Here is a 14,586-nt window from a genome sequence, read left to right as displayed (position 1 = left end):
TCACTGATGTGATAGATCCTTTTTGATGCCATATGAATTTTATCTTAATCGAGTGCTAGTTTATACCAGACCCAATGAAATGACCAATGCTTGATCGATTTTGGGGATCAACGTATCCGGTACGCGTCCGATCTTATCTTGGATGCGTTTTTTATCAACGGTCCGGATTTGTTCAGCCAAAATCACCGAATCCCGTTGAATGCCCGTCTCCTCATATTCGGCTGGCAGGCCAATATGGGTCGGTAACTTTGGCTTCGTTAGTTTAGCTGTAATTGGCATCACAATCGTCGTTGGTGAATGTGTATTCCCCACGTCGTTTTGCACGATTACCACTGGCCGCTGCCCTCCTTGTTCAGAGCCAATCACTGGTGAAAGGTCTGCGAAAAAGATATCCCCACGACTAATTTTCGTCTTATTGTCCATGATATGTGTTCACTTAAAAGTGACATCCCTTCTTGTTCTATGTGTTTAATTTACTATACGACGTGGTAACCGTGGTGACAAGCCCGTGGCGACTTCATAGGGAATTGTGGCCAATCGATCTGCCAGGTCAACCAAGGTAATTTCTTCCTGACCAACTTGGCCGATTAACGTGATCACGGTCCCAACCGGATATTCAGTCGGTAATGCAATCAATAATTGATCCATCGTCACCCGACCAATGATGGGAGCTCGTTGACCATCTGGCAAGAGGACATCCGCTCCTTGTAGCAGCCGTGCGTACCCATCGGCATACCCAACAGGCACCGTACCAATCCAGGTTGGTTCAGTGGTTGTGTAAGTTGCGCCATACGAAATTGACTCACCCGCGGCGACTTGCTTCACATGGACCAATTCAGCTTTGAGCGAAAGGACCGGTTGGGTCGCCCGCGCTTCTAAGACGCCTGAAGAAGCATCGAAGCCATACATACCGGCACCAACACGCACCATATCATGTGCAATCACTTGATCATGCCACAGAGCTGACGCTGAATTGGCTTGATGTTTAATCACGGTTGCTGGTAAATCCAGGGGATCTACTAATGCATGCCAACGTGCCATTTGCTTTTCAAAATAGGCCTGGTCGCTGCCAGCACCATCGGCCGTCGCAAAGTGCATCCCGATTGCCTGAAAGTCAACCTTATCAACCGCCGCCTGAAGCGTTTGCACAGTTGCCAACAATTCAGCTTCATCGCGAATCCCGATACGCCCCATCCCCGTATCAACGCCAATTGAAACGGGTAATTTCTGGGCAACGGTTAGTGCCGCTAAAGCCTCATTGAGCCAGTTCAAAGACGGCACAATCGCGGTTAACTGCTGATCTGCTAAGATGTTAGCTTGGTTAGCCGGTGTCACACCTAAAATATAAATTGGTAAGGTTACGCCAAAATGACGCAACCACACCCCTTCGTCTAGGGTCGCCACGGCAAACCCGTCAACTTGCGCGGCCAATGCCACCGTCACAATTTCTGGTAACCCATGGCCATAGGCGTTCGCTTTGACAACCGCCATAAAGCGCTCCGCATGTGCTAATTCCTTGATGTAAGCCACATTGTGCGCCAAGGCACTCGCCGAAATCTCTAACCAAGCAGGTCGGTGACTACTCACCGGCTGGGTTAGTGAAGCCATATCTTCTAAAATGACTGATGTATGTACCGAATCACCTGTATGTGAAATCGAAATATGTGCCTGATACTGCTTATCATAGGGGTGCTTTACCAATACTGGCGCACCTTGTGCTGTATAATCTGTCTCTAAGTCATGCCAATGAACCGCCGAACCAATTCCGGTTCCAATGGCTTTACTGTAAGCTTCTTTGAGAGAAAAACGACCAGCTAAATATTCCCACTGATGTTTTCCTTTGCGTTCATCAAAAACTGCTCGCTCGTTCGCGGTTAAAATCACATCCACAAACCGTGGCCGTCGTTCAACTAACTTTTGCACCGCTGAAATCTCTTGCGCATCAATCCCCGTTCCAAAAATCATCCACTAGTTCCTCCAAATATAAATATTATTATACTATTTGCTGTTATAAATACCGCATTATAAATCTTCTCAGTTTTAACGATTGTATCAGCCGCTAATAATGCTATGATTTAAATACATAAGCACAGCCTTGCCAAAATACAATTGTTCGTATTAAACAAGAGTTAAGTACATAAAATTTACTTTAGTTCGTATTTATATTAACAATAGGGTTGACTTGTTACTTTAAGTTCGTATAATTAATATCAATCGCTACGTTACTACATGGTTTACAAAAGGAGAAGGAATATCACGATGGCTAAGACCCAATTTGATACTGTTGAAGATGCATTGGAAATTTTGAAGAATGGTGGCGCAATCTTGCTTGCCGATGACGAATCTCGTGAAAACGAGGGTGACTTGGTGGCCTTGGCAGAAAACATTAAGCCAGAATTGGTTTACAGCATGTTGAAGACCGCTGCTGGATTGATGTGTGTGCCAGTGAGCCCAGCCGTTGCTGAACGTCTAGGATTCCACGACATGGTGGAGTTTTCAACCGATCCTCACCAAACACCATTTACATTTACAGTTGATGGTACACTAGCTGCAACTGGTGTTACTACCGGTGTTTCAGCTTTTGATCGCGCTGCCACAATTAGTCAAATTGCTAAGGCTTCAGCTGTTGAAAGTGATTTCAACCGTCCTGGTCACATCCAACCTTTGATTGCCAAAGAACATGGCTTGCGTGATCGTATCGGCCACACCGAGGCTGCTGTTGATTTGGCAAAGTTGGCTGGTTCAGCCGAAGCTGCCGTCATTATTGAAGTTTTGAAGGCCGACGGTACGATGGCACGTCGTGATGATCTTTTCGAATTATCAGAAGAAATCAACGCCCCATTTATTACAATCGATCAAATTACTGCATACATGGACGCCCATGATTTGGTGCACGCCTAATATTTAAATTTAACGACATAGAAAAAACGGTAATTCACCCCTCTGAATTACCGTTTTTTATTGTGTCGATCTAGTTTAAGTGGCCCCGATTATAACTCAGTCCCATTTGAATGAACTAACTTTTGGTACCAGTAATATGAATCCTTCTTATAACGCTTGCCGCTGCCCTGACCGGCGTCATCCAAATCAACAAAGATGAAGCCATAGCGCTTCAGCATTTCCCCAGTTGAAGCAGAAATCATATCAATGCCTGACCATGGCAAGTAACCCATCACTGGAATACCATCAATGACCACCGCCCGTTCCATATTCAGTACATGATCTTGGTGATACTTAATCCGGTAATCATCATGAATGCTGTTATCAGACTCTAATTGATCATAGGCACCAAAGCCATTTTCAACAATCATCATTTCTTTGTCCCAACGATCATACATCCAGTTCAAGGCCCATCGTAGACCGACTGGATCGATTTGCCAGCCCCAATCTGACTTTTCCAAGAACTCGTTGTCAAAATGATTCTTATCCAGCCGGAAATCAATCCATGGATTATCATCGGCCCCGATGACATTACTCATATAGTATGAGAAAGCAACATAATCAACAGTATTTTCAGCTAAAATTTGCTTGTCTTCTTCAGTAATATCGATCTTAAAATTGTGATGTTCAAAATAATTTAACAGCCACTTTGGATACTCACCGCGTGCAGCCACATCACCCCACCAATAGGTTTGTTCCATTGCACGATAAGCCGCCATTTGATCCGCTGGGTTAGAAGTATGGGGATAAATTGGATTCATGGCAATCATATTAGCCATTTGCAACTTAGGATTGCCCACTTTTTCTTTTACTTCGTGAGCAATCTTCACTGCCAAGGCACTTGCCACTAACTCATGATGTGATGCCAGATACATTAGTTCTTCTGCATCACTCTCGTCATAATCTTTTAACCCAGAATTCTGCAACATGAGATGATCGCTGAAATATTGCGCCTGGTTGTTAATCTCATTATGCGTCATCCAATATGACACCCTATCACCATAACGTTCCAATACAACCCGCGTATACTTAGTAAAAAAATCAATGAGTTTACGGTTCCGCCAACCACCATACTCCGTCACCAAATGATAAGGCATTTCAAAATGATTTAAAGTCACAACGGGTTCGATACCCAATGCCAACATCTTGTCAAAGAACCGATCATAGTAGGCTAACCCAGCCTCATTAGGTTCAGCCTCATCCCCATTCGGAAAAATACGGGTCCATGCGATGGATGTACGGAAGGCGTTCATCCCCATTTCTTTCATCAATGCAAAATCTTCTGGATAGGTATGGTAGAAGTCAATGCCCCGATGATTGGGGTAATTACCACCTTCTTCAACTTGATCAGTCACTAAGCGATGCTTCGTTGCCAAACCGGCGGCGGTTGCGTTGGCATATTTTGCCGGTGCTTGGCCATTTAACCAAGGCTTTGTGCCGGCCAACATGACATCAGCAATTGAAATCCCCTTACCATCGACATCCCACGCACCTTCAAATTGGTGTGCCGCATTTGCAGCCCCCCAAAGAAATCCATCTGGCATCCGGTAACTTTCTTTTGTCATGATGCTGTCTCCGCTAACTTCTTATACAAGGCAACCATTTCAACTGCTAAATCACGGGTTGCCAGACCAGTCATCACATGGTCCTGTGCATGAACCATATAGATATCAATTGCAACTTTTTCACCTTGTGCCGCAGCCGTCAGCATCGACGTTTGTGCATCATGGGCACTTTTGGCTTCGTCAGCCGATTGCGCCAGGAAATCATCAGCCTGGGCAAAATCACCTTCACGAGCAGCCTTAATGGCCTGTAAGGCAAAGCCCTTAATTGAACCACCATGCATGATCAAGCCCATCACAACTTGCATGCGCTCGTCGTCACCCATTGGGTTTTCTTCTAATTTTTCCATTTTAGCTGTCAATTCAGCCACTTGTGTTTGCAATGCATCCAAATCCATGATTATCACCTACTATTATTTATTTTGAGTTTAAATGGAAAAGGGTAACGGAGAATGCATGAACATTTCCCGCTACCCCCATTTCCGTTACTTTATTTGAAAGTATTCTACTGACTAGGCCATCAAAGCTTCGGCTGTCTTTAGAACATTTTCACCCTTCATCATGCCGTAATCCATCATGTTGATGACATCCATTGGTACACCAGCAGCATCCGTCTTCTTTTGTACTTCAGCCTTAAGGTATGAAACTTGAGGACCAAGCAAGATAACATCTGGCTTATGGTTCTTCAACTGATCATCGATATCAGATGTTGACTTCGCAAAAATTTCATAATCCTTACCAGAAGCTGCGGCTGCATCTTGCATACGCTTTACTAACATTGATGTCGACATACCTGCCGCACATGCTAACATAATTGTCTTTTCTACCATGACTTTATCTCCAATTGAATCTCAATAATTTTCTTTTACAGATACAGTGTAAACCATTTTGTCGAAACTGTAAACGCTTACATTTATGTTTAAAATAATTACACGCTACTTATGACGCTGCTTCTTGATCTTGCAAGACCTTGTCGTACTTCATAGCAAACGGCCAGTACAATAGTCCCGTGACTACCAGCATCAAGCCTTGCCACAGCGCACCTTGCCAACCACCAACAATCAATCCTGAGATAATGGCTGGTGTCGTCCAAGGAACATACAAGCCGTTAAATGGGGCAATCACACCTAATGCAATCGCGCCGTATGTCAAGAATCCTGAAACCAATGGGGCCAAGATGAACGGCACTGCCATCAATGGATTCAAAACTAATGGTAATCCAAAGAGAATTGGCTCGTTAATATTGAACAACGCCGGTACAATTTCCAACTTACCCAAGGTCTTCATTTGTACCGAACGTGCCCGAATCAACATAAAGATAACTAACCCAATCGTCATTCCTGAACCAGTTACCGTGATAAATTGATCCATAAAGGCCTGCGTCACAATGTGGGCACCATGTGCTACATCTAAGTTTCCAGCCTTGTACAAGGCCAAGTTATCTGCATTATTAGCCAACAACAATGGGGTCATAATACCACCAACGATGGTAGCACCGTGGACACCGAAGAACCACAAGAATACTGGAATAAACGCAACTACAACCACTCCCAATGGTCCATCAGTAGCATGTTGCAATGGTGTTTGGATCACCGTGTAAATCCACTCGACAATCGTAGTTTGGAAGCCCAACTTGAAGATCCCATAGATAATCGTAGCAACAGTGACAATCGCTGCACCTGGAATCAGAGCCGTAAACGATGCTGCGACATTTGCAGGTACCTGTTCAGGCATCTTAATTGTAATGTTCCTCTTCAAGAACCATGAGTATGACCACCCAACAAACAAACCAACTAGGATGGCAACAATCATGCCCTTACCACCAAGCCAAGCCTTATCGATAACACCTGAGGCTTGCCAAGCAGTTGAAACCTTGGTTGGGTCAGCAATATTGGTCACTGACTTAACCGTGTCAGGTTGCAACAAGATGTCAACAACTACGGCCAACATTCCAGCTGGTACGGCATCGTATCCTTCATCATGCACCCACGAGTAGGCGATACCGAAAACCGCGAAGAAGGCCATAATTCCGAATGACGCATTATTAGCTTGGGCAAAGATTGGGCTCAAACCGATATCGCTCAAATAATTCGCGATGGGCGTATAAGGGAAAGAACTCAAAATCAAGAAAATAGCTCCAATAACGATAAATGGAATGGGATAAAGCATACCATTCTTAATCGCGGTAATCGCCTTCGTGTTTACGAATTTCATTACTGGAGGTAACAACTTCTCATTAATGAATGTATTCATAACAATTTCTCCTAAAAAGTATACTTAAAATATAAAAATCAAATCTTATTTGTAAATTTTATATTTGATTTATAAATATCGTATTTGATTTATAAGTCAAGTATAGTCCCTAAATAAAAAAATGTAAACGCTTTCATTTAATAAATTAAATTTATTTATCCATGAATTCTCATAAATATCATTTAATTAACTAAATTCAAACGCTTACATTTCGGCTCACTGATCATTAATCAAGTGATTGCCCTTGTGATTGAATCACTTTTTGATACCAGTCGAACGAATCTTTCTTATAACGTTCGCCTGATCCTTCACCAAAATCATCCAAATCAACATAGATGTAGCCATACCGCTTCTTCATTTCACCAGTACCAGCGGAAACGATATCAATTGGGCCCCATGACAGATAACCGATGACTGGGATACCATCTTCAATGATAGCCTCTTCCATTGCCCGAATATGCTCGCGCAAATAGGCAATTCGGTATGGATCATGAATCTTCTTGACCCCATCCTCTTCAACGACATCATCATAGGCACCAAAGCCATTCTCCACGACCATGATTGGCAGATGTGGATACAAATCGTTAAGCTCGTTCAAGGTGTAACGGAAACCTTCTGGATCGATCAACCAACCCCAATCTGACGCTTTGATCGTGTTATTGTCAGTAACTTCAATTGAAGTTGGGTCATCCAAACTCGGCGTCTTACCTTCAGCTGCCTTCACCACATGTGAGGCATAGTAGGACATTGATAGGTAGTCTACGGTTCCAGTTTTAAGTTCTTCGAAGTCTTGCTCACTCACATCTGTCCGCCAGTTATGGCGGGCCAAAAGGGCCTCAATATCAGCCGGATATTCACCACGAATGTGCACATCACTAAACCAATCGCGCATTTGACGGGCTTTTTGTACCGCCAATTGATCAGCTGGTTTCATCGAGGCTGGGTACATGACGTCACAATTTAGCATGGCACCGATTTGAAAATTAGGATTAATTTTTTTACCATTGATGACCACACGTGCTGAGGCGACTAGTTCATTATGCCCAGCTTGGAACATTTTAGGCATACGTTCTGCAAAGGTGGTACCCTCTGGGAACTTTAACCCGGAATTCGTCCAGATCAAAAATTGATCGGTGGTATCGCCCATGGCCATTGCTGCTTGGTTAGCAATTTCGTTATGGACAATCCAATACGTCACCTTATCCTTGTAGCGTTCCATCACTGTACTAGCGTAATTCTCAAAGAGATCAATTAACTTTCGATTTGTCCAACCACCATATTCAGTGACCAAATGATAGGGCATTTCGAAGTGATTCAAGGTAATGACTGGTTCGATGTGCAAACGGCGCATTTCATCGAATAAATCATCATAAAATTGCAACCCAGCTTCATTTGGTTCAGCATCATCCCCATTTGGGAAAATACGAGTCCAAGCAATCGAAGTACGGAAGGCCTTGAAGCCCATCTCGGCCATCAACTCTAAATCTTCTTTATAGGTTTTATAGAAGTAAATACCATGATGATTAGGATAATTTTCACCAGCCACGACCCCATCAGTAATGCGTCGCCGCTCTGTCGCTGAGCCCGCCGTCAAAATATCCGCGATGGATGTGCCCTTACCGTCGGCATCCCAATAACCTTCTGCTTGATGCGCTGCAATGGCACCACCCCACAAAAAATTCTCTGGTAGTTGATAACTCTTCGCCATGTATTCATCCCCCTTTTGGATAATTCAATTCGTGAAAACGCTTCCATTTTAACACTTTAAATGACACGGCGCCATTGGTTTTTTAAATGTTCGTTGTTCCTTCACAAAAAGACCATCGACTAAAAAAATCGACGGTCACCGGATCTATTTACTTACGCAACTTTAACAGCCGTTTACCAGCGACCCGAATGCGTTGCATCTGTTGTAACTGATGCCGGGCACGATCCATCGCTTTAACACGCTTAGGAAATTTCTTATAGAAATCCTGATGAAAATTTTCAGCTGGATAAAAAGTCGTTGCGGCCAATACTTTCGTCACAATTGGTTTGTCATATTGATTAGATTCAATCAATGCTTGTTTACTATCTTCAGCAATTGCATGCTGTGCGTCATTGGTGTAAAAAATCACCGATTGGTACTGGGGACCCCGGTCCAAGAATTGACCATCCGCATCGGTTGGATCGGTCAATTGCCAGAAAGTAGCGACCAAGTCTTGGTAAGACTTCACTGCGGGATCATAAACGATGGCCACAGCTTCAACATGCCCAGTATTACCCACAAGGACTTGGTCATAGGTCGGATTGGCAGTTGTTCCGCCAGTGTAACCTGATGTCACTGAAATAATTCCTGGTTGTGTATCAAATGGCTCCACCAGACACCAAAAGCATCCCCCTGCAAAGATCGCGGTTTGCAAATGTTCCGCGTGTTCGGCCGTAACTTTGTTTGCCGTTACCACTGGCGCTGCTCCCGTAATCATTAAATAGAAGTCCATGACATCAGGGGTTAGATTCCCGCGTGCGCCAAGCGGACGTAAATCGCCGATGAGTTTGTCTAACACACCACCCAAGCGCTGACTGGCTTCCAAAGCTTGCTTCGCCACCAATAAGTTAGCTCGTTCAAAATCGCGCGTCGCTGGATTCAAGATTAGATTATACAACTGTGCTAAAATTACTTGCTGATCCATATAGTACCTACTTTCTATAAGTTGTTTGCTCTTAGCGTACTACAATAAACTAAATAAGCAATCAACTTTTGTGATCAGCACCTACCTTCTGACTATCGGCCACAAAAAAACCGCTATATCAGCCAATGCCGATATAGCGGTTTTAATAAGTCATTACTGACTCAAACTAGCACAATCAAATTACTTAACAGTAATTGATGCTCCAGTCTCTTCCAACTTAGCCTTCAATTCGTTAGCTTCGTCTTCTGAGATACCTTCCTTAACGTTTGAAGGTGCGTTGTCAACCAATGCCTTAGCTTCCTTCAATCCCAAACCAGTTACTTCACGAACTGCCTTGATAACTTGAACCTTAGCGTTTCCAACTGAAGTCAATTCAACATCGAATTCAGTTTGAGCAGCTTCTGCACCAGCAGCGGCACCAGCAACTGCAACAGGGGCAGCAGCTGAAACACCAAATTCTTCTTCAATAGCTGAAACCAAGTCAGCCAAGTCCAAAATCGTTGCTTCCTTCAATGAAGCGATGATTGAATCCTTATCAAATGCCATGATAATTAATCTCCTCTAATAGTTGCCATATCGGCTAATTTTTATTGTTGTGGGACAAAGCCCGAAAGTAGTCGAACACCTAAGTAAAACTTAGGCTTCAGCTGCTTCTTCCTTTGCTTCAGATACAGCCTTAACTGCATAAGCAAAGTTGCGGACAGGTGCTTGCAATGTTGATAGCAACATTGACAACAAACCATCCTTATCAGGCAAGGCAGCGTACTTGTTGATTTGCTCAACGTCGACAACCTTACCATCGATAACACCACCCTTGATTTCCAAGGCTTCGATTTCATCGGCAAACTTCTTCAAAACACGAGAAGGTGCGATGGCATCGTCAGCTGAAAATGCAACGGCTGAAGGACCAACGAACAAGTCGTTCAAGTCTGACAATTCTGCAGCGTCTGCAGCGCGTGACAAGATCTTGTTCTTGATAACCTTCAATTCAACACCTTCTTCACGCAAAGCCTTACGTAAATTAGTTGCTTGTTCAACAGTTAATCCACGCAAGTCAGCGATAACAGATGATGCAGAATTCTTGAACTTATCAGAAACGACAGTAACTTGTTCTGCCTTCAAAGCAATAGTTGCTTCACTCATGGTAATAATTCCTCCTTCGTAGATTTGATTCTAACTAAGAACCCTCGACACAATCGTGCCGAGGGTCCAAAGGAGCATAAAGCTCTTTTTAACACTTCCTCGGCAGGATATTAAGGTCAAATGACCACCGGCGTCTTAGGTAGAATCTGTTTATTACTTAGTCTATACTACATGCTTCATCGCATTGCGTCAACTACTAATTTAACTTGTGGTGCCATCATCCGTTGAACTCGAGCTGCTGCTACTGCTGCTACTACTTGAATTCCCACCAGGACCACCTTGGAAGCCACCACCAAAATTCGAATTAGTACTGTTAGATGGCATATTTGTATTATTGGCCGTCTGGGTGGCGCCTAAACCGAAAGGATGAAAGACGGCAATAATACTGAAGGCTAGTGATAATGTGGCCATCAATAATGTCGTGTATTGTAACCAAGGTTGCTTTTTTAATTTCTCTTGCATCGCAATTTCCTCCAATTCTGCTTATAGTTTAAAAGCATGCGCTTAGTTTAGACTTAAAGCAGCGGTCATGGGAATTGGAACAACCTACAAAAAAACTGAGCAAAGTCAATTTAAGCATCGACTTTGCTCAGTGGATTGTTTACGGTAAAAGATTACCCGCAGCAAGATAAATATCGTACCATTCTTGATTGGTTAACTCAAATCCGTCAATGGCCATCATTTCAGCCGCACGGTCAACCGTCATTGAACCGATGACAACTTGCATATTAGCTGGATGTTTGGTGATAAAGGCCACCGCAATGGTGTTCTTAGTAACGCCGTATTTATCAGCTAAGTCTTGCAACTTAGCATTCACATCGGCAAATTCTGGATTGTCGATAAACGGTCCCTGGAAGACACCATATTGGAATGGTGACCAGGCTTGAATCGTCATGTGCTTTACTCGTGAATAGGCCAAGATGCCACCGTCACGATTAGTCGCGGCCGCATCGGTCATGTTCACATGTAAGTCGGCATCAATCATACCAGTGTGCATGATGCCAAATTGTAACTGATTAGCCACTAACTGTTCATCAAGGGCTGCTTGGACCAGCTCAACTTGCCAGGGGTTCATGTTTGAGACCCCAAAGTGTTTGACCTTGCCAGCATCCTTTAATTCACGAAAGGCCGCTGCGACCTGTTCTGGATCCATCAAAGTATCTGGCCGATGTAACAAGAAGACATCTAGGTAATCGGTTTGCAAACGCTTGAGTTCTGCCTCAGCCGCAGCAATCAGATGTGACTTTGAAAAGTCATAACGTGGTCCTTGCCAGCCATCCCCATCAACCTGTCCATTCGCCAAAATAATGCCACCTTTTGACTGAATAAAAATCTTATCACGTTCGACCCCAGCATCTTGCAATGCCTGTCCTAATTTAATTGAACTACGACCTTGTGCATAGATATCAGCAGTATCAAAGAAATTTACATCGTGCGCCAATGCGTTCTCAACGACAGCTTGTGCCTGGGCCGCTGGCTTATCGCCAAGCCGCATCACACCGACAGCAACAGCTGGGACGAACGTATCCGTATTTCCTAAACGTACTTGTTTCATTAACTTGTCCTCTTTGTCTGTGAATTACATCTAGTATACCGCTATCACATGACAATGAAAACGTTTCCAATATTTAGAAGAAGTATTCCAAATCAGACGCAATGGTTGGATAGGCGTACAAGCGGTCACGGATTTCTTGATAACCATCACCGTTATTGATGGCCTCAGTAAAGTAGTTAATCAATTCATCAGCGTGACTACCCAACACAGTCGCCCCGACCAAATGCTTTTGTGCATCTAAGACAACCTTGGTGCGCGCCACGGGTTCACCAGTACGGTAATAGCTAAACCAACTCGTCATATCTAGTTCAGTAACTGTGTAGCCGTAATTAGCTGCAATTTCAGTAGGAACACCCACCGTCGCTAACTTTGGCGTTGCATAGACGACGACGGGAATTGCTGGATAACGAATTGGTTGGTCTGTTTGTCCCAAAATAACCGAAACGGCATACCGAGCCTCAAAATAGCCAGCCGTGGTAATGCGTGGTACTGGTGTATTAGCCACGTCACCTGCAGCGTAGATGTGCGGATTATCCGTACGTAGGAAGTTATCGACATTAATACCGCGCCGATCCGTCTCCACACCCGCATTTTCCAAGGCCAACGTATCACTATTACCAACCCGGCCAATTGCCAAAACAACTAAATCAGTTGTTAATGGTTGCCCGAAAGATAGATCAAGTGTTAATGATTTGTCAGCATTTTCTGTGATTGCGGTCACTTCAGTATTGTAATAAAACTTAATCCCCCGCTTCTCCAACTCTTTGGTCAAGATATCAACGTATTGCGAATCAAAATCCTTTAACAATTCAGAATCACGGATAATCAAGGTGACTTCAGCCCCCGCACCAGCGGCAATCCCAGCGAATTCAATCGCAATGTACCCACCACCAACAATGGTGACGTGTTGTGGCATCTCTGGCAAGCTTAAGAATGCTTCTGAATCAATACTTAACTCAGCTCCTGGAATGTCCAACGTGGCTGGCCGTTGACCAACTGACACAACCCAGTCGGTTGCTTGGACCTCGAGGTCGCCAGCCACACCATGAACGACGACTGTATCTTTATTAATGAAATGCGCTGGACCATACAAGGTAGTAATCCCAACACTCTCAAGTTGTGATTGCGTCCGCTCAGGGATTGATTCGGTAAAGTGCGTCTTACGCGCCATCAATGCTGGCCATTCAATCTTAACGTCACCAAGTAACCCATCCCCGGCCAAAAAATCAAAGGATTCCTTGGCTTCAATACCGGCCAACAGAATCTTCTTGGGATCACAGCCATAATTAGGGCAAGTACCACCCCACAAATATTTTTCAATGACGACCACTGACTTACCAGCCCGCTTGACATCATCGGCCGCAGCCAAGCCAGCTGGTCCAGCACCGATAATTGCCACATCATAATGTTTTGTTTCAGTCATAATACTCCCCATTTCTAAAGTAATTAAGCCAAGTCCAGAAGTTCTGGGCTTGGCTTAATTATACTATTTTCAGCTCATTATTAATTATACAAAGGCCACTAGGGTCTTGACGAAGTCTTCCAAGTCAGCGACATCCTTACCACCAAAGCGATTAAAGGCGGTTGAATCGATATCTAACACGCCCAGCTTGGTACCATCTGCACGGGTAATAGGGACCACGATTTCCGCATTTGAGGCGGGGTCGCAGGCGATGTGCCCAGAAAACGCATGTACGTCACCAACAACCGTCGTCTGTTGGCTGTCAAAAGTCTTACCGACTACCCCAGCCCCAGGCTTAATGCGCACCACCGCTGGCTTACCCAAGAATGGTCCTAAAATGAGTTCATCTACCTTTTCATCATAGAAGTAGAAGCCGGCCCAGTTAACCGCCTTGAGATTTTCAAACAGGATAGCTGCAGCATTGGCATAGTTGGCCAGCGCAAACGCTTCTGATTCCTCACCGTGAATTTGCGTTGTGAGCAAACGACTGATTAGGGGGGTGTTGTTTAGTGTTTCAAGTTCTGTTTCGGCCAGTGTTACCCCACCGTTTTGTGCCGGATTCAATGCCCATTGGGGGTCTTTTGACCAATCAAATGTTGCCATACTGTTATACCTCATTATTATTTATTGCAAAGATTTATCACATAAATCAAAAAAGTCCCTGGATAAAAAATTATCCAGGGACGATGTAAAACCGTGGTACCACCCTTGTTCGCACAATTACTGTGCCTCAATCAGATTGCGAGTAATAGACCAGCAACCGACAGGAAGGTAACGGTTCCACCCGTGAATACAGCTTGCACCACATTCATTGCTCTGAGTTCATCTTCAATAAATCCCAATGGTAACTTCTCATTCGACGTTACTCTCTGTGCATTGGTAATTTATCTACTCTTCTCATTCGTAAAAATTTGATTTATTTAATGATTGACTATGAGTTTACTCACTTTCATAAAACAAGTCAACTATTTTCGCGCAATCCCTGTTATTTTTTGTCAT

The 14,586-nt window shown here is 44.0% G+C and carries 15 protein-coding genes and 1 other annotated feature; of the genes, 1 reads left to right on the top strand and 14 read right to left on the bottom strand.

The annotated features are described in order from the left end of the window. Positions 1-60: 60 nt before the first annotated feature. Entirely contained in the window at positions 61-423 is a 363-nt protein-coding gene (locus WSWS_RS00785; protein WP_070229476.1) for a type II toxin-antitoxin system PemK/MazF family toxin, read from the bottom strand. Positions 424-468: 45 nt separating this feature from the next. Further along, on the bottom strand, positions 469-1,965 hold the full coding sequence (alr, locus tag WSWS_RS00780; RefSeq protein WP_114981283.1) for an alanine racemase: 1,497 nt from the start codon (positions 1,963-1,965) through the stop codon (positions 469-471). A 294-nt stretch (positions 1,966-2,259) separates the two neighbouring features. Between alr and ribB the strand changes: the two genes are divergently transcribed. Further along, on the top strand, positions 2,260-2,901 hold the full coding sequence (gene ribB, locus WSWS_RS00775; RefSeq protein WP_070229475.1) for a 3,4-dihydroxy-2-butanone-4-phosphate synthase: 642 nt from the start codon (positions 2,260-2,262) through the stop codon (positions 2,899-2,901). 89 nt (positions 2,902-2,990) lie between these two features. On the opposite strand, the gene WSWS_RS00770 is transcribed toward ribB, so the two are convergent. The 12 genes from WSWS_RS00770 to WSWS_RS00715 all read right to left on the bottom strand — a co-directional run bounded on the left by WSWS_RS00770 (position 2,991) and on the right by WSWS_RS00715 (position 14,190). Next, positions 2,991-4,505 carry a 6-phospho-beta-glucosidase gene (locus WSWS_RS00770; protein ID WP_070229474.1) on the bottom strand — a complete coding sequence of 505 codons (1,515 nt, stop codon included), beginning with the start codon at positions 4,503-4,505 and terminating at the stop codon, positions 2,991-2,993. Next, complete coding sequence (locus WSWS_RS00765) at positions 4,502-4,828, bottom strand: PTS lactose/cellobiose transporter subunit IIA (RefSeq protein WP_070230790.1); 327 nt, start codon at positions 4,826-4,828, stop codon at positions 4,502-4,504. Before WSWS_RS00765 ends, WSWS_RS00770 begins: the two co-directional genes overlap by 4 nt. 186 nt (positions 4,829-5,014) lie before the next feature. After that, positions 5,015-5,332, bottom strand: a complete 318-nt coding sequence (locus WSWS_RS00760) for a PTS sugar transporter subunit IIB (RefSeq protein WP_070229473.1) — start codon at positions 5,330-5,332, stop codon at positions 5,015-5,017. A gap of 109 nt (positions 5,333-5,441) precedes the next feature. Beyond that, entirely contained in the window at positions 5,442-6,755 is a 1,314-nt protein-coding gene (locus tag WSWS_RS00755; RefSeq protein ID WP_070229472.1) for a PTS sugar transporter subunit IIC, read from the bottom strand. Positions 6,756-6,981: 226 nt separating this feature from the next. Then, positions 6,982-8,463, bottom strand: a complete 1,482-nt coding sequence (locus tag WSWS_RS00750) for a 6-phospho-beta-glucosidase (RefSeq protein WP_070229471.1) — start codon at positions 8,461-8,463, stop codon at positions 6,982-6,984. A gap of 148 nt (positions 8,464-8,611) precedes the next feature. Next, the gene (msrA, locus tag WSWS_RS00745; RefSeq protein ID WP_070229470.1) at positions 8,612-9,427 is read right to left on the bottom strand and encodes a peptide-methionine (S)-S-oxide reductase MsrA; all 816 of its coding nucleotides are present in this window, start codon (positions 9,425-9,427) and stop codon (positions 8,612-8,614) included. 180 nt (positions 9,428-9,607) lie between these two features. Further along, positions 9,608-9,973, bottom strand: coding sequence for a 50S ribosomal protein L7/L12 (gene rplL, locus WSWS_RS00740; RefSeq protein WP_070229469.1), 366 nt, complete (start codon positions 9,971-9,973; stop codon positions 9,608-9,610). A 90-nt stretch (positions 9,974-10,063) separates the two neighbouring features. Then, a complete protein-coding gene (rplJ, locus tag WSWS_RS00735; protein WP_070229468.1) occupies positions 10,064-10,570 on the bottom strand; it encodes a 50S ribosomal protein L10 in 507 nt (168 codons plus the stop codon). A 26-nt stretch (positions 10,571-10,596) separates the two neighbouring features. Next, positions 10,597-10,728 (bottom strand) — a sequence feature (ribosomal protein L10 leader region). Between the two features lie 43 nt (positions 10,729-10,771). Next, positions 10,772-11,032, bottom strand: a complete 261-nt coding sequence (locus tag WSWS_RS00730) for a hypothetical protein (protein ID WP_070229467.1) — start codon at positions 11,030-11,032, stop codon at positions 10,772-10,774. A gap of 139 nt (positions 11,033-11,171) precedes the next feature. After that, entirely contained in the window at positions 11,172-12,125 is a 954-nt protein-coding gene (locus WSWS_RS00725) for an aldo/keto reductase (protein WP_070229466.1), read from the bottom strand. 73 nt (positions 12,126-12,198) lie between these two features. After that, positions 12,199-13,548 carry a dihydrolipoyl dehydrogenase family protein gene (locus tag WSWS_RS00720; RefSeq protein WP_070229465.1) on the bottom strand — a complete coding sequence of 450 codons (1,350 nt, stop codon included), beginning with the start codon at positions 13,546-13,548 and terminating at the stop codon, positions 12,199-12,201. A gap of 84 nt (positions 13,549-13,632) precedes the next feature. Continuing rightward, on the bottom strand, positions 13,633-14,190 hold the full coding sequence (locus WSWS_RS00715) for a GAF domain-containing protein (RefSeq protein WP_237342593.1): 558 nt from the start codon (positions 14,188-14,190) through the stop codon (positions 13,633-13,635). Positions 14,191-14,586: the final 396 nt, after the last annotated feature.

It is taken from the genome of Weissella soli (assembly GCF_001761545.1).
GTDB lineage: Bacteria > Bacillota > Bacilli > Lactobacillales > Lactobacillaceae > Weissella > Weissella soli.
The sequence above is the reverse complement of the archived record's forward strand: the minus strand, read 5'-3'. Positions and strand labels throughout refer to the sequence as shown.